Genomic DNA, 14,525 nt, shown 5'->3' on the forward strand with positions numbered 1-14,525 from the left:
TGAATAATGAAGCATGGACCTCCAGACCCCTGCCGGTGACCCCAGGCTGCTTTCCTGCCTCGCGCAGATGGTGCGCGAAGGTGCCTCCGATCTTTTCCTGACGGCGGGGGCACCGCCCACGCTCAAGCGGCAGGGCGCCTTCACGGCCATCGCGGGCGCGGCCCTGAGTGCCGAGGAAGTCCGCACCCTGGCCTACTCCATCATGCGTCCGGCGCAGGTCGAGGAGTTTGAGGCCCGGATGGAGTGCGACCTGGCCTTCCAGACGGGCGCCGTCGACCGATTCCGCGTGAACATCCACCTGCAACGCGGCCAGGTAGGCATGGTGGTGCGCTATGTCTCGCCCAGGATACCCTCCCTGGAGGAGCTGGGCCTGCCGCCCGTGCTCAGGCAACTGGCCTTTCTCAAGGGGGGGCTGGTGCTGACCGTGGGGGCGGCCGGTTCGGGCAAGACCACGACGCTCGCCGCCCTGCTCAACCACCGCAACGAAAACACCACGGGGCATATCCTGACCGTGGAGGACCCCATCGAGTACCTGCACGCGCACAAGAAGTCGCTGGTCACGCAGCGGGAGGTCGGGCTCGATACCCTGTCATATGACGAAGCCCTCCGCCATGCCATGCGCGAGGCGCCGAACGTGATCATGATCGGCGAGATCCGTGACCGCGTGAGCATGCAGCATGCGCTGCACTACGCGGAGGCGGGCCATCTGTGCGTGTCCACCCTGCATGCCAACAATGCCTACCAGGCGGTGCAGCGCATTCTCAATTTCTTCCCGGAGGATGCGCACCGGCAACTGTTGATGGATTTGTCCCTCAACCTCAAGGCCGTGGTGGCGCAGCGGCTTATCCAGGGCAACCGGGGGCATCTCGTGCCGGCCGTCGAAGTCATGCTGCAGACCGAATATGTGTCTGATCTGATCCAGAAAGGGCAGATTGACGGACTCAAGACGGCGATGGAGCGCAGCGGCGAGGTGGGCATGTGCACCTTCGATCAGGCACTGTTCGCGCTCTACCAGCGGGGCGAGATTTCCAAGGCCGAGACCGTGGCCAACGCCGACAACAAGACCGACATCACCTTGCGCATGCGGCTGGCATCGGGGGCCTCCCTGGGCGCTGAGAACATGCGCATGGCCCCCGACGAGCCGGAGGGGGCGCCGTCGAACGGACTACATTGAAGCCGGAGGCTCGCTCGTCTTGACCACGGCGTAGCGTTCGAGCGTGCGCTGGCGGGCTTGCTCGTGGTCCACGATGGGGAGCGGGTAGTTCTGGCCCAGCACCACGCCCGCCGCCTGCCGTTCCAATGGTGTCGCCAGCCAGGGCGCGTGCAGGGCCATGCCTGAGAGACCGGCCAGCTCCGGCAGGTAGCGCTGGATGAAGCGGCCTTGCGGGTCGAATTTGCGGCTCTGGCTCACGGGGTTGAAGATGCGGAAATACGGTTGCGCATCGCATCCGCTGGAACTGGCCCATTGCCAGCCGCCGTTGTTCGCCGCCAGGTCGTAGTCCAGCAGCTTTTGCGCGAAGTAGCGTTCACCACGGCGCCAATCGATCCCCAGATCCTTGACGAGAAAGCTTGCCACCACCATGCGCAGGCGGTTGTGCATATAGCCGGTCTGGTTGAGCTGCGCCATGGCGGCATCGACCAGCGGGTAGCCGGTGCGGCCAGCGCACCATGCGCCAAACCAGGCGTCGGCCTGCGGGCCGGATGTCCACGCGATGGCGTCATAGGCGCTCTTGAAGCTGTGTTGCACGACCCGTGGGTGGTGGTGGAGGATCTGAAAATAGAAATCGCGCCAGATCAGTTCGCTCAGCCAGGTGGCGGCGCCTGGGCTGCCCTGCGAGACCAGCGCATGGGCGGTGCGGGCGAGCTGGCGCACGGAGATGGTGCCAAAGCGCAGGTGCGGGCTGAGGTAGCTCGGACCCTTCACGGCCGGGAAGTCGCGCGCGCTGTCGTAGCGGTCGATGCGGGAGAGGAAGTCCGCGAGCAACTTCTGCGCGCCGCTGCTGCCGGTGGGCAGGCGCTGCTGCATCGGGGAGGGGCTGGCGAAGCCGATATCCTGCAGCGATAGGACGGGGCGGCGCGCCCAGTCCGGGCGGGGCGCGAGTGCCTGCGCATGGCGCCGCACGGAATAGGCGCCAAGGTAGAAGGCATCGACCTTGCGCAGCCAAGCGTTCTTGTAGGGCGTGAACACGCTGTACGGGGTGCCCGATTGGGTGAGCAGTTCGTCGCGTTCGAAGACCGTATGGTCCTTGTAGGTGTGGAAGGCTCGGCGAGAGACCGCCAGCGCGGTGCGCACGCGGGCATCGCGCTCCAGCGCCTCGGGCTCGTCGTCGTGGTTGGTGAACACGGCGCCCACGTCCAGGCTGTGCGCGAGTGCGGGCAATTCGTCGTGGGCGTGGCCGTGGCGCACGATCAGGCCGGCATCCGGGTGTCCCGCCAGGGTGCGCAGCGCGCCGTCGAGTTCGACCAGTGCCGCCTGGATGAACGCCACGCGCGCATCGTCGCGGGGCAGGGGGGCAAGGATGTCCTGGTCGAAAACGAAGGCACAGTGCACCTGCTGGCATTGCCGCAGGGCGTGGTGCAGGGCGGCATGGTCAGTGGCGCGCAGGTCGCGGCGGAACCAGACCAGTCCGGAGCGGTAAGTGGCAGGCATGTTCACCGTAAAATTGGGCTATGTCCGCCGATTTTGCGCCCATGAACCTGACGCACCACTTCCTCATCGCCATGCCCGGGATGGAGGATGCGTCTTTTGCGCGCAGCGTGGTCTACCTGTGCGAGCACAGCGCGCGCGGGGCGCTTGGCCTCATCATCAACAAGCCCACCGACATCAGCCTCAAGGGCCTGTTCGACAAGGTCGATCTGTCGCTGGGGCGCGCCGATCTCACCGATGCCCCTGTGTTCCTGGGGGGGCCGGTGCAGACCGAGCGGGGCTTCGTGTTGCACGAGGCACTGCACGCCCGCGAGACCGATGACGAAGAGACCGCCTACGCCTCCACCATGGTCATCCCCGGCGGGCTGGAGATGACCACCTCCAAGGACGTGCTCGAAGCCCTGGCCACGGGTGCCGGGCCGCGCCGGGTGCTGGTCACCCTGGGTTATTCCGCCTGGGGTGAGGGGCAGCTCGAATCCGAATTGGCCGAGAACAGCTGGCTCACCGTGGGCGCCGATCTGGCCGTGATCTTCGACACGCCCGTCGAGCAGCGCTACGACACGGCGCTGGGCCTGCTGGGCCTGGAGGCCTGGCGCCTGTCGCCGGGTGCGGGCCGCGCATGAGCGCCTCGGCACTGCCCCCGATGGCCCCGGCGGTCCCCGCGCATTTCCAGACCTTTCTTGCCTTCGACTTCGGCCTCAAGCGCACAGGCGTGGCCGTGGGCAACCGCATGCTGCGCAGTGCCACGCCGCAGGCCACCATCAAGGCCGAGGGCGACGCCCGCTTCGCCCAGGTGGCCGAGCGCATCAAGGAATGGCAGCCTGACGCGCTGGTGGTGGGCATCCCCTACCATCCGGACGGCGCCAGCCACGACAACACGCGCCGTGCCCAGCGCTTCGCGCGCCAGCTGCACGGCCGCCATGGGCTTCCGGTCTACGAGGTGGACGAACGCTACAGCACCACCGAGGCCCTGGCGGGCGGCGCGCGCGATGCTGACGCGGCCTCGGCCTGCATCATCCTGGAACAGTTTTTGAGGAATCTTCCATGAGTACCCCCCCTCCCAATGCCCCGGGCAGCCTCGTGCTCGATGCCGAAGCCCTGTATGCCGAGCTGCTGCGCGGCGTGCGCTCCCTGCGCGGCGCCGACACGCGCCTGGCCGGCATCGCCTCGGGCGGCGCCTGGCTTGCCGAGCGGCTGCAGAAAGACCTGCAGTTGGACGGCGCCCCCGGCGTGCTGTCGTCGGCCATGCACCGCGACGATTTCGCGCAGCGCGGCCTGGCCGCCAGCGCCCAGACATCGCTGCCGTTCGACGTGAACGGCGCCGACATCCTGGTGCTCGACGACGTGCTCTACACCGGCCGCACGCTGCGCGCCGTGCTCAACGAGCTGTACGACTACGGCCGCCCGGCGCGCGTGCGCCTGGCCGTGCTGGTCGACCGGGGCGGGCGCGAGCTGCCGGTGCAGGCCGACTACGCCGCGGCCCGCGTGGCGCTGCCCGCCAGCCAGTCGCTCGCGCTGGCGCGCACCGAGGGCGGCCATTTCCATTTCCAAGTCCAAGAGGCCTGAGCCGTGCTGCACCAGCGCAACCCCCAACTCAATCGCAACGGCGAACTGATCCACCTGTTGTCCGTCGAGGGCCTGCCGCGCGACATCGTCACGCACATCCTCGACACCGCCGCCAACTTCGTCTCGGTGAACGACCGCGAGGTCAAGAAGGTGCCGCTGCTGCGCGGCAAGAGCGTGTTCAACCTGTTCTTCGAGAACAGCACGCGCACGCGCACCACCTTCGAGATCGCGGCCAAGCGCCTGTCGGCCGACGTGTTCAACCTCGACATCGCGCGCAGCTCGGCCAGCAAGGGCGAGTCGCTGCTCGATACCATCGCCAACCTCAGCGCCATGGCGGCCGACCTGTTCGTGGTGCGGCACAGCGAGTCGGGCGCGCCCTACCTGATCGCCCAGCACGTGGCGCCCCATGTGCACGTGATCAATGCCGGCGACGGGCGCCACGCCCACCCCACGCAGGGGCTGCTGGACATGTACACCATCCGGCACTACAAGAAAGACTTTGCCAACCTCACCGTGGCCATCGTCGGCGACGTGCTGCACTCGCGCGTGGCACGCTCGGACATCCACGCGCTGACGACGCTGGGCTGCGCCGAGGTGCGGGTGGTGGGTCCGCGCACGCTGGTGCCGTCGGACATGGCGCAGATGGGCGTGCGCGTGTGCCACACGCTCGAAGAGGGCATCAAGGGCGCTGACGTCGTCATCACCCTGCGCCTGCAGAACGAGCGCATGAGCGGCGCGCTGCTGCCGTCGAGCCAGGAATACTTCAAGAGCTTCGGCCTCACGCCCGAGAAGCTGCAACTGGCCAAGCCCGACGCCATCGTCATGCACCCCGGCCCCATCAACCGTGGCGTGGAGATCGACTCCGCCGTGGTCGACGGCCCGCAGGCCGTGATCCTGCCGCAGGTCACCTTCGGCATCGCGGTGCGCATGGCGGTGATGTCCATCGTCGCCGGGAATGAAGCGTGACGCAGGCGGAATTCACTATTAATTTTGTAGCTACTGGCGCTTTTTCTGTAGGCGCTTGCGGCCCATTTGGCTTGAAATCATGAAGATACTGATCCAGAACGGCCGGGTGATCGATCCCGCCAGCGGGCTCGACAAGGTGTGCGACGTGGCCCTGGCGGCGGGCCGCATCGTGGGCGTTGGCCGCGTGCCGCCCGACTTCGCGCCCAATCGCCGCATCGACGCAGTGGGCTGCCTGGTCCTGCCCGGCCTGGTGGACCTGGCGGCGCGCCTGCGCGAGCCCGGCCATGAGCACGAAGGCATGCTCGAATCCGAGATGGCCGCCGCCATGGCCGGCGGCGTGACCAGCCTGGTCTGCCCGCCCGACACCGACCCGGTGCTCGACGAGCCCGGCCTGGTGGGCATGCTCAAGTTCCGCGCCGAGAAGCTGCACCAGGCGCGGCTGTTCCCGCTGGGCGCGCTCACGCGCGGCCTGGCCGGCGAGGTGCTGACCGAGATGGCCGAGCTCACCGAATCGGGCTGCGTGGGCTTCGGCCAGGCCGAGGTGGCGCTGGCCAGCACCCAGGTGCTGCAGCGCGCGCTGCAGTACGCGGCCACCTACGGCTACACCGTCTGGCTGCGCCCGCAAGACCTGCACCTCGGCAAGGGCGTGGCGGCCAGCGGGCCGCTGGCCACGCGCCTGGGCCTGTCGGGTATTCCGGTGGCGGCCGAAACCATCGCGCTGCACACCATCTTCGAGTTGCTCAAGAGCACCGGCGCGCGCGTGCACCTGTGCCGCCTCTCCAGCGCCGCCGGCGTGGAACTGGTGCGCCAGGCGCGCGCCCAGGGCCTGAAGGTGAGCTGCGACGTGAGCATCAACTCGCTGCACCTCACCGACACCGACATCGGCTTCTTCGACAGCCGCGCGCGTCTCTCGCCGCCGCTGCGCCAGCAGCGGGACCGCGAGGCGCTGCAGGCCGCGCTGCTGGACGGCACCATCGACGCGCTGGTATCCGACCACAACCCGGTGGATGAGGACGCCAAGACCCTGCCCTTCGCCGAGGCCGAATCCGGCGCCACCGGGCTGGAGCTGCTGCTGAGCCTGGCGCTCAAGTGGTCGCGGGATGGCGGCGTGCCGCTGGCGCGCGCCCTGGCCGTGGTCACGAGCGAGCCCGCGCGCGTGCTCGGCAATGCCCTGGGCACGCTGCAGGCCAGCGTGGGCCAGTTGGTGGAGGGCGGCGTGGGCGATGTCTGCATCGTCGATCCGCAGGCCGCCTGGACCGTGCGCGCCGATGCGCTGCGCAGCCAGGGCAAGCACACGCCGTTCGGAGGCTACGAACTGCCCGGGCGCGTGCGCTGCACCGTGGTGGGCGGCCACGTGGCTTTCGAGCAAGGCTGACCGGCCTGCCGCGTTTTCCCGCGTGAAGCACCTCAAGGCTTGCTGGCGCCTGCTGCGCCTGGCGCTCCACATGCTCAAGGGCCTGTGGATCGTGGCGCTGCGCTTCCCGACGCTGCCACCCGACCGGCAGCAGGCGCTGGTGCAGGTCTGGTCGCGCGAGCTGCTGGCCCATGCCGGCATTGGCCTGGCCATCCGGGGGCAGGAGCCCGTCGGTGGTCCGGTGATGCTGGTGTCCAACCATCTCTCGTGGCTCGACATTCCGGTGTTGCACGCGGCGCGCTACTGCCGTTTCGTCTCCAAATCCGATGTGCAGGGCTGGCCCCTGATCGGCGCGCTGGCCACGGCGGCGGGCACGCTGTACATCGAGCGCAGCTCGCGCCGCGACGCCATGCGCATGGTGCACGCCATGCGCGAGGCGCTGGACCAGGGCGAGGTGCTGGCAGTGTTCCCCGAGGGCACCACGGGCAATGGCCGCGAACTGCAGCCTTTCCACGCCAACCTGCTGCAGGCCGCCGTGGCGGCCGACGCGCCGGTGCAGCCCGTGGGCCTGCGTTTCGTCGACCAGGCCACGGGCGCCACCAGCCATGTGGCCAGCTACATCGGCGATGAAACCCTGGTGGGTTCGATCTGGCGCACGCTCTGCGCGCCGCCCATCGAGGCCATCGTGCATTTCGGCATGCCCGAGCAGGCGCAGGGGCGTGACCGCCGCGTCTGGGCACAGCATCTGCACCGCACCGTGGACACACTGCGCCGAGGCTGAGAACGTAAATACGTTCTGAAGCCCCGCATCTGGGTGCAAAAGCGTGCATATTGCACGAACCGCAGGCCATTGCGGCGTGCGGCATGCTCCATCCCGGATTTCCTCCCGTATCGTGCGCAGCTTTCCGGCCCGTGCCTTCGCGCGGGCCGTCCACATTGCCGGGAGGGCACCATGAACCTGATCGATCGCGCCAAGCGCATTCTTCTGCAACCCAGGGAGACCTGGCACACCATCGAGGCCGAGGCGGCCGACGTGGCGGGCCTGTACACCCGTTATCTGATGGTGCTGGCGGCCATTCCCGCCGTGTGCGGCTTCATCGGCATGTCGCTGGTGGGCACGGGGGCTTTCGGCATCTCGGTGCGCGTGCCCTTGGTCGCGGGCCTGGTGAACATGGTGGTGTCGTATGTGCTGAGCCTGGTGGGGGTGTTCGTGCTGGCGCTCATCGTCGATGCGCTGGCGCCCACATTTGGTGGCCAGAAGAATTCCATCCAGGCGCTCAAGCTCGCGGTGTACGCCAGCACGGCCGCCCTGCTGGGGGGCGTGTTCACCCTGCTTCCGGCGCTGGCCGTGCTGGGGCTGCTGGCCGCGCTGTACTCGGTGTACCTGCTCTACACCGGCCTGCCGGTGCTGATGCGCAACGCGCCGGAGAAAACACTGGCCTACACCGCCGTGGTGCTGGTGGCGGCCATCGTGATGGGCGTGGTCATCGGGGCGGTGGCCAGCCTGGTCCTACCGGGCAGCGCGCTGCTGGGCGGCGCGCCAGCGGTTTCGATCAGCACGCCCGGCGGCAAGCTGGCGATCGACACGGCCGGCCTGGAAGCAGCTGGCCAAAAGATGGAGGAGGCCGCGCGCCAGATGGAGCAGGCGCAGAAGAACCAGGACCCGGCCGCCCTGGCCGCAGCCACCGGCAACGCAGCCGCGGCGGCGGCTGGCATGCTGGGCGGCGGCCAGGCCATCGCCGCGCAGTCCCTCAAGGCGGCGCTGCCCGAGCAACTGGCCGACATGGCGCGCATGGGTTTCGACGTGCAGGACGGCGCGGCCCTGGGCCTGCCCACCAGCCAGGCGAGCGCTCACTACAGCAATGGCCAGCGGGAGGCGCGCCTGGAGATCACCGACATGGGCGGCTTGGGCCAAGTGGCCATGCTGGCCATGGGGGTGCAAGGGGAGCGGGAAGACCAGGACAGTGCCGAGAAGACCTGGCAGGAGGGCGGCCGGACCCTGCACCAGAGCTACCAGAAGGATGGCAGCCGTGCCGAGTTCAAGGCCGTGCTGAAGAACGGCATCCTGGTCAGCATCGACGCGGACCAGATGGACATCCGCGCGGTGCGCGGCCTGATGTCGCAGGTCAACCTCTCGGCCCTGGAAGGATTGCAGCGCAAAGGCAAATCCTGAGAAGCCGTGGGCCGGTTGCGAACGGTGCAATCTGGGCCATGGGCATGATCTAGGCCAGCGGCCACCGCGCAAGGGCCACCCCGCCGCACTGGTGGCACCCCCCTTCCCGCACCGCGCAGCGAGGCGAGAGGCGGGGGAAGGCGCGTAGCGCCACAGGGGTTGTCACTGATCTCAGGCGTTGAAGGGCTGGCGTTCGAGCAGCACGTTGTGGAAGTCTTCCACGAGGTCGGCGCCGAGTTCCTCGATGGCGTCGTCCTCGGCGTCGTAGGCCCACAGCACGCGGATGTCGGTGCCGCGCTCGCCCGCCTCGTTGAACAGCGAGAACAGGGAGCGCAGGCCCATGGTGGATGCGCTGTTGATGTACTGCAGCTGCATCTGGGCCTCGAAGCGGGGCGGTTTGTGGTGTTCGAAGTAGCTGCGCAGCGTCGCCAGGATGGGGCTGAAGAAGGGCAGGGGATTCTCGGGGTAGCACTCGCCCGCCACGACGAGGCGGTGCTCGGCGGGCAGGAAGCGGATTTCGGGAGTGACGGTGGTGCGTTCCGCGTGGATGGCTTGCATGGAAAAGTCTCCGGGTTTCGGGGGAGTCGGGAAAAGGGTCAGACGCGCGCCTTGACGTGGAATAGCGTGGTGCGGCCCGAAGGATCGGTGGCCGGCGAGAAGCTGTATTCGAGCGGTGCGCTTGCGTCGCGGGCGATGGTCAGCAGGCCCAGGCCGGCGCCCTTGCTGACGGCGTCGGTGCTGCGGTGCTCGCTGTTGCGCAGCTGTTCGCGGTAGCTCTGCTTGATCTGCTCCAGGCTCATGGCGCGCACGGCGTCGAGCTTGCTGCTCAGGCGCTCCACGTAGACCAGGTCCACGGGGTTGCTGCAGACGATCCAGTAGTGGCCTGCGCTGTCCTGGCCGTCTTCGCGGCCGATGGCGATCGTGCCGTGCGGGGTCGCGGCGCTGCCATCGTCCGCGGGGGCGGCGTAGTGCAGGATGTTGTGCGCCATCTCCACGAAGGTGGAGAACAGCTTGCGCGTGGCTGGCCCCGAGGCGCCTTCGGCGGCCAGGCGGGTCTTGAGCGAGTCGGCCGCCGCGGCGATCACCGGCGGGCTGAATTCGCCCGTGTAGTAGAACAGCACGCCGCAGTCCTGGGCGTTCTCCTGGAAGCGCGCGAATTCGGGCGGGGTCATGCCAGAACCTCGTTGTTGGCGCGGAAGGCCAGCAGCGAGACATCGTCCCGCCGGCGCTGACCGTGCTCCCATTGGGCGAAGTGCTCGGCGAAGTCGGAGCACAGCGCGCGGGCGCTGGCGCCGCGCCGCTCGGTCAGGAATTGCGCGAGGCGGCGCTTGCCGTGGGCGATCTGCCTGGGCCCGCCGATCTGGTCGATCACGCCGTCGGTGGGTATCAGCAGCAGGCTGTCGCGTGCCAGGGGCACTTCCTGGGTGCTCCAAGCCTGGTCGTCGGGCGTGTCGGCATAGCCGATGCCGGCCTTGTCTCCCTCCACCAGCAGCGCCTCGTCCTGCGCCAGGCCCGCGACCAGCAGGGAGAGCCGCGCCGAGGCGAATTTCAGGCTGCGGCCGCCAGGCGCGAGCAGGAACAGCGCGGCGTCCAGGCCGTCGCTCGATGCCTTCTCGGCCGGCGCGTCGTCCGCGCTGGCGCGCTGCTGCAGCACGCGCTTGATGTAGCGGTTCATCGCCGAGAGCGTGGCGCCGGGGTCCACGGCCGGGTCGGCAGGGTCGATGGCCTGCTCCAGGAACGACAGGGCGATCAGCGTCATGAAGGCGCCCGGCACGCCGTGGCCGGTGCAGTCGAACACGCAGCCGAGCAGGCCGCCCGGGGTGTGGCGGAAGAAGTAGGCGTCGCCGCCCACCACGTCGCGCGGCTGCCACAGCAGGCCGTGGTCGGGCAGGTGGGTGCGCAGCACGCGGTCGGACTCGGCCAGGTGCGAGCGCTGGATCAGGCTGGCGTAGCTGATGCTCGACAGCAGCTGGCGTGTCTTCTCGGCCTCGATGTCGGACATGGCCTTCATCAGCCCGTAGCCCGTGCCCAGGCCCAGGTAGCGGCCCTCGGCCGTGGTGATGAAGCCGTCCTGCAGCACGCGCGTGCCCGCTTCGACGGCGGTCTTGACCAGGCTTTCGATGGGAGTGTCGCGGTCCACCACCACCGGGGTCTTGTCCATGAAGGCGATGCAGCTCTTGCGTCCGAACACGTCACGGGCGAAGGGCCGGGCGTAGTGCTCCATGAAGGTGTTGCGGTTGATCAGGCCGATGGGCCGGCCGTTCTCGACCACGGCCACGGTTTCCAGGGTTTCGCTGCGCGCGAACAGGGCGCGCACGTCCTCGTTGGTGTGCTCGGGGGAGACGGGGTCGGTGGGCGTGCCGAGCTGTTCGGCGCGGGTGGCCAGCAGGGGCTGCTGGGCGTGCAGGTCGGCTGCGCCTGCGGCCAGGGTGTCGTAGAGCCGATCGAGATGGGTCATGCGGGTGCGTCGGAAGTAACCAGGTGCAACCGATTCTTGCGGCCGCCCGTGACGGTTCCATGACGCGTGGCCCTGCCAGCGGAAGGGATTCCGCGCGTGGGTTGCTTCAGATGTGTGCTATTGAAAAAATAGCTGTCAGCGCTTGCGGTACGGGCGCTGGAGTGCCTATTGGCTTCAGGCTTCGCGCTCGAAGGTCACCACATGGTCCACCTGGGCGCGGATGCCGATCCATTCGCCAATGGCGTGGTCGTGGTGGCTGGGCACATGGGCCAGCAGGGACTGTCCGTTGTCCAGGCGCAGGGTGTAGAGGAATTCCGAGCCGCGAAATGCCTTGCGCACGATCTGCGCCTGCACGGGCGCGGCATCGTCGTGCACGATGTCGTCGGCGCGCAGCAGCACATCGCATGCACCCGCAGGGTAGCTCGACGGCAGCGGGCATTCGGTCAGGTTGGCCAGGTCGCCCAGCGGCGTGCGCACCACCACGGCGCTGCCCTGCTGCACCAGCGTGGCCGGCGCGAACACGCCGTGCCCGATGAAGTCGGCCACGAAGCGCGTGGCTGGGCGGTGGTAGAGGGAATAGGCATCGTCCCACTGGTGCAGCCGGCCTTGGTCCATCACACCGATCACGTCGCCAATGGCGAAGGCTTCAAGCTGGTCGTGCGTGACGAACAGCGCCGTGGCACCGGCGGCCTTGAGGATGCCGCGCACCTCGTGCGCCAGACGCTCGCGCAGGTCGACGTCGAGGTTGGAGAAGGGTTCGTCGAGCAGCATCAGCTGGGGGCGCGGCGCCAGGGCGCGCGCCAGCGCCACGCGCTGCTGCTGGCCGCCCGAGAGTTCGTGCGGGTAGCGCTGCTCGCTGCCCTCCAGGCCCACCAGGCGCAGCACCTCGGCCACGCGCGCGGCCTGTTCGGCGCGAGGCAGGTCGTGGATGCCGAAGGCCACGTTGCGCCCCACGCTCAGGTGCGGAAACAGCGCGTAGTCCTGGAACACCATGCCGATGCGCCGTTCTTCGGGCGGCACGCTGTGCTGCGGGCTGCCCACGGTCTCCTTGCTCAGCCGGATGGCGCCAGCGGCCACGGGTTCCAGCCCCGCCACGGTGCGCAGCAGCGTGGTCTTGCCGCAGCCCGAGGGGCCGATCAGCACGCCGATCTGGCCTGCGCTCAGGCCCAGCGAAACGCCTTGCACGGCCGGCTGCGTCTGGCCGGCGTAGCGCACTTCAAGTTGGGAGACCTCTAGGAACATCGGCCGATTGTAGGTCTGTGGCCTCGAATGCTTAAAATTCGTATTTGTATTTGTGGGTACCCCTCGCGGGGGCCGGCGGCAAGACCTGCTGCATTCCTTTCTTGCCGACCGAACCGTTCACCGTGCCACGCCCCTTTGCCGCCCTGCGCACCGTTCCCTTGCTGCTGCTTGCCGGCCTGCTGTCGCTCCCCGTGCTGGCGCTCGTGGGCGCCTGGCTGCCCTGGGGCGCGGCCGAGACCTCTGCCGGCGCCATCCTGCGCGAAATGGCGGCCACCGTGCTGCCGGGCTATGTCTGGACCACGCTCTGGCTGGCGCTCTGGGTGGGCGTGGGCGCGGCCGTGGTGGGCACGGCCTGCGCCGCCGCCGTGACGCTGTTTGAGTTCCCGGGCCGGCGCGTGTTCGAGTGGCTGCTGCTGTTGCCACTGGCCATGCCGGCCTATGTCACGGCCTATGCCTATACCGATTTCCTGCAGTTCAGCGGGCCGCTGCAGGTGGGGCTGCGCGAGACCTTCGGCCTCGAAGGCCGCCTGCTGCCCGAGGTGCGCAGTCTCTGGGGGGCCATCTGGGTCTTCCTGTTCTCGCTCTACCCCTACGTCTACCTGTTGGCGCGCACGGCGCTGGGCGAGCGCGCGGCACACCTCATGGAGGCCGCGCGCCTGCTCGGTGCGCCGCTGCACCGGCGCATCGCCGCCATCGCACTGCCGTTGGCCCGCCCGGCCGTGGCCGCCGGGGTGGCGTTGGTGCTCATGGAAACACTGGCCGATTTCGGCGTGACCAGCTACTTCGGCATCCAGACCTTCACCACCGGCATCCTCAAGGCCTGGCTGTCCATGGACAACCGCACGGCGGCGGCTCAGCTCTCGACCATGCTGCTGGCGCTGGTGCTGCTGCTGCTCTGGCTGGAACACCGCGCGCAGCAGCGCATGCGTTTTGCCGCGCCACGCGGCCATGCGGGCGGCGCCGAAGCACAGCCCGTGCGGTTGCGCGGCGCGCGCTGCCTGCTGGCCTGGGCGGTGTGCGCCGTGCCGGTGTTCATGGGTTTCGTGGCGCCCGTGGTCTTCATGCTGCGCCCGCTGGCGTCCGACTGGTCGGTGCTGCCTTGGGAGCGTTTCCTGGAGTGGGCCTGGAACAGCGTGCGCCTGGGGGGGATCACGGCCGGGCTGGCCGTGGCCGTGGCGTTGGCGCTGGCCTTCGCCGTGCGCCGGCGCCCCGACCTGCTCACGCGCGGCGTGGTGCGTCTGGCGGGCGTGGGCTATGCCGTGCCGGGCGCGGTGATCGTGGTCGGCCTGTTGCTGCCCGTCGGCTGGCTGCAGGGCCTGGTGCCGCACTGGGGCGTGGGTGCGCTGGTCACCACCACGGCGGTGGGCATCGTCTGGGCCTATCTCGTGCGGTTCTGCGCCGTGGCGCTGCAGTCGGTGCAGAGCGGCTATGCGCGCATTCCGGGCAGCCTGGACGATTCGGCGCGCATGCTGGGCGCCGGGAACAGCCGGCTGCTGGCGCAGGTGCACTGGCCGCTGCTGCGCCGCTCCACGGCCGCAGCGGCGCTGCTGGTGTTCGTCGACGTGATGAAGGAGCTGCCGGCCACCATGGTGCTGCGCCCGTTCAACAGCGACACCCTGGCCGTGGTGGCCTACCAACTGGCGCGCGATGAGCGCCTGGGCGAAGCCGCGCTGCCGTCGCTGGCGCTGGTGCTGGTGGGGCTGGTGCCCGTGGTGCTGCTCAGTCGCACCTTGCGCGGCCGCTCTTGAACCGGGGCGGCCCAGGCATGCTCTGGGGACGAGTGGTTGAGCGTGTTGGCCGGTTCAGGTTTGAATTTTCAGGCGAATCACGTTAACCTCCCAGCCTTTGCTGCGCAGATGGGCCTGCATGGCGGGCAGCAGCTGCCGCAGCTTGGCCGCCGCCGCATTGCTTTTCACCATCAGGCACCAGGTCTGCCCCTCGATCGGGCCGGCCTGCAGTGCCGGGCGCAATGCGGGTGGAATCAAGGGTTCCACAGCCTTGAGCCGTTCGCTGGATTCACGTGTCAGCGCCACCAGCTTCGCCAGCATGGGCGATTCGTCGGCGGCCTGCTGCAGTGTGACGGCGTGGTGGCGGCGGTGCATGGGTGTTTGGAGAGACG

General features: G+C 68.9%; 15 protein-coding genes. 9 read left to right on the plus strand and 6 right to left on the minus strand.

Going from position 1 to position 14,525, the window contains the following annotated elements; genetic code table 11:
* Positions 1–13 precede the first annotated feature (13 nt).
* Positions 14–1,174 (plus strand): PilT/PilU family type 4a pilus ATPase, encoded by a 1,161-nt coding sequence (locus tag D8S75_RS06975; protein ID WP_119965375.1) that lies wholly within the window; start codon positions 14–16, stop codon positions 1,172–1,174.
* On the opposite strand, the gene D8S75_RS06980 is transcribed toward D8S75_RS06975, so the two are convergent.
* Positions 1,166–2,650 carry a cryptochrome/photolyase family protein gene (locus tag D8S75_RS06980; protein WP_119965377.1) on the minus strand — a complete coding sequence of 495 codons (1,485 nt, stop codon included), beginning with the start codon at positions 2,648–2,650 and terminating at the stop codon, positions 1,166–1,168. The genes D8S75_RS06975 and D8S75_RS06980 overlap by 9 nt on opposite strands.
* A 20-nt stretch (positions 2,651–2,670) precedes the next feature.
* On the opposite strand from D8S75_RS06980, the gene D8S75_RS06985 reads away from it, so the two are divergent.
* The 7 genes from D8S75_RS06985 (at position 2,671) to D8S75_RS07015 (ending at position 8,706) form a co-directional block, all read left to right on the plus strand.
* Positions 2,671–3,270, plus strand: coding sequence for a YqgE/AlgH family protein (locus D8S75_RS06985; protein WP_119965379.1), 600 nt, complete (start codon positions 2,671–2,673; stop codon positions 3,268–3,270).
* Entirely contained in the window at positions 3,267–3,695 is a 429-nt protein-coding gene (gene ruvX, locus D8S75_RS06990) for a Holliday junction resolvase RuvX (RefSeq protein ID WP_119965381.1), read from the plus strand. The genes D8S75_RS06985 and ruvX overlap by 4 nt, the downstream gene beginning before the upstream one ends.
* Positions 3,692–4,213, plus strand: coding sequence for a bifunctional pyr operon transcriptional regulator/uracil phosphoribosyltransferase PyrR (pyrR, locus tag D8S75_RS06995; RefSeq protein WP_119965383.1), 522 nt, complete (start codon positions 3,692–3,694; stop codon positions 4,211–4,213). Before ruvX ends, pyrR begins: the two co-directional genes overlap by 4 nt.
* Positions 4,214–4,216: 3 nt before the next feature.
* A complete protein-coding gene (locus tag D8S75_RS07000) occupies positions 4,217–5,179 on the plus strand; it encodes an aspartate carbamoyltransferase catalytic subunit (protein WP_119965385.1) in 963 nt (320 codons plus the stop codon).
* 79 nt (positions 5,180–5,258) lie between these two features.
* Entirely contained in the window at positions 5,259–6,554 is a 1,296-nt protein-coding gene (locus tag D8S75_RS07005; protein ID WP_119965387.1) for a dihydroorotase, read from the plus strand.
* A gap of 22 nt (positions 6,555–6,576) precedes the next feature.
* Positions 6,577–7,314 carry a lysophospholipid acyltransferase family protein gene (locus tag D8S75_RS07010; RefSeq protein WP_119965388.1) on the plus strand — a complete coding sequence of 246 codons (738 nt, stop codon included), beginning with the start codon at positions 6,577–6,579 and terminating at the stop codon, positions 7,312–7,314.
* 171 nt (positions 7,315–7,485) lie between these two features.
* On the plus strand, positions 7,486–8,706 hold the full coding sequence (locus D8S75_RS07015; RefSeq protein WP_119965390.1) for a Yip1 family protein: 1,221 nt from the start codon (positions 7,486–7,488) through the stop codon (positions 8,704–8,706).
* A 171-nt stretch (positions 8,707–8,877) separates the two neighbouring features.
* Here the strand turns inward: D8S75_RS07015 and D8S75_RS07020 are convergent, their stop codons facing one another.
* The 4 genes from D8S75_RS07020 to D8S75_RS07035 all read right to left on the minus strand — a co-directional run bounded on the left by D8S75_RS07020 (position 8,878) and on the right by D8S75_RS07035 (position 12,406).
* Complete coding sequence (locus tag D8S75_RS07020; RefSeq protein ID WP_119965392.1) at positions 8,878–9,264, minus strand: DUF1987 domain-containing protein; 387 nt, start codon at positions 9,262–9,264, stop codon at positions 8,878–8,880.
* A 38-nt stretch (positions 9,265–9,302) separates the two neighbouring features.
* Positions 9,303–9,878 carry a SiaB family protein kinase gene (locus tag D8S75_RS07025; protein WP_119965393.1) on the minus strand — a complete coding sequence of 192 codons (576 nt, stop codon included), beginning with the start codon at positions 9,876–9,878 and terminating at the stop codon, positions 9,303–9,305.
* Complete coding sequence (locus D8S75_RS07030; protein ID WP_119965395.1) at positions 9,875–11,164, minus strand: SpoIIE family protein phosphatase; 1,290 nt, start codon at positions 11,162–11,164, stop codon at positions 9,875–9,877. Before D8S75_RS07030 ends, D8S75_RS07025 begins: the two co-directional genes overlap by 4 nt.
* A gap of 174 nt (positions 11,165–11,338) precedes the next feature.
* Positions 11,339–12,406, minus strand: coding sequence for an ABC transporter ATP-binding protein (locus D8S75_RS07035; protein WP_119965397.1), 1,068 nt, complete (start codon positions 12,404–12,406; stop codon positions 11,339–11,341).
* Between the two features lie 122 nt (positions 12,407–12,528).
* Here D8S75_RS07035 and D8S75_RS07040 point away from each other — a divergent pair, with 122 nt between their 5' ends.
* Positions 12,529–14,154 carry an ABC transporter permease gene (locus D8S75_RS07040; RefSeq protein ID WP_232828952.1) on the plus strand — a complete coding sequence of 542 codons (1,626 nt, stop codon included), beginning with the start codon at positions 12,529–12,531 and terminating at the stop codon, positions 14,152–14,154.
* 54 nt (positions 14,155–14,208) lie between these two features.
* Here the strand turns inward: D8S75_RS07040 and D8S75_RS07045 are convergent, their stop codons facing one another.
* Complete coding sequence (locus D8S75_RS07045) at positions 14,209–14,508, minus strand: DciA family protein (protein WP_119965399.1); 300 nt, start codon at positions 14,506–14,508, stop codon at positions 14,209–14,211.
* Between the last annotated feature and the right edge of the window lie 17 nt (positions 14,509–14,525).

This window comes from Simplicispira lacusdiani (genome assembly GCF_003604195.1).
In the GTDB taxonomy this organism is placed as follows: domain Bacteria; phylum Pseudomonadota; class Gammaproteobacteria; order Burkholderiales; family Burkholderiaceae_C; genus Simplicispira; species Simplicispira lacusdiani.

What these genes read in the sequence shown, in the direction of transcription:
- D8S75_RS06985 (WP_119965379.1), top strand. Translation starts at nt 2,671, where the DNA reads ATGTCCGCCGATTTTGCGCCCATGAACCTGACGCACCACTTCCTCATC.
- pyrR (WP_119965383.1), top strand. Translation starts at nt 3,692, where the DNA reads ATGAGTACCCCCCCTCCCAATGCCCCGGGCAGCCTCGTGCTCGATGCC.
- D8S75_RS06980 (WP_119965377.1), bottom strand. Translation starts at nt 2,650, where the DNA reads ATGCCTGCCACTTACCGCTCCGGACTGGTCTGGTTCCGCCGCGACCTG.
- D8S75_RS07025 (WP_119965393.1), bottom strand. Translation starts at nt 9,878, where the DNA reads ATGACCCCGCCCGAATTCGCGCGCTTCCAGGAGAACGCCCAGGACTGC.
- ruvX (WP_119965381.1), top strand. Translation starts at nt 3,267, where the DNA reads ATGAGCGCCTCGGCACTGCCCCCGATGGCCCCGGCGGTCCCCGCGCAT.
- D8S75_RS07035 (WP_119965397.1), bottom strand. Translation starts at nt 12,406, where the DNA reads ATGTTCCTAGAGGTCTCCCAACTTGAAGTGCGCTACGCCGGCCAGACG.
- D8S75_RS06975 (WP_119965375.1), top strand. Translation starts at nt 14, where the DNA reads ATGGACCTCCAGACCCCTGCCGGTGACCCCAGGCTGCTTTCCTGCCTC.
- D8S75_RS07015 (WP_119965390.1), top strand. Translation starts at nt 7,486, where the DNA reads ATGAACCTGATCGATCGCGCCAAGCGCATTCTTCTGCAACCCAGGGAG.
- D8S75_RS07030 (WP_119965395.1), bottom strand. Translation starts at nt 11,164, where the DNA reads ATGACCCATCTCGATCGGCTCTACGACACCCTGGCCGCAGGCGCAGCC.
- D8S75_RS07005 (WP_119965387.1), top strand. Translation starts at nt 5,259, where the DNA reads ATGAAGATACTGATCCAGAACGGCCGGGTGATCGATCCCGCCAGCGGG.
- D8S75_RS07045 (WP_119965399.1), bottom strand. Translation starts at nt 14,508, where the DNA reads ATGCACCGCCGCCACCACGCCGTCACACTGCAGCAGGCCGCCGACGAA.
- D8S75_RS07020 (WP_119965392.1), bottom strand. Translation starts at nt 9,264, where the DNA reads ATGCAAGCCATCCACGCGGAACGCACCACCGTCACTCCCGAAATCCGC.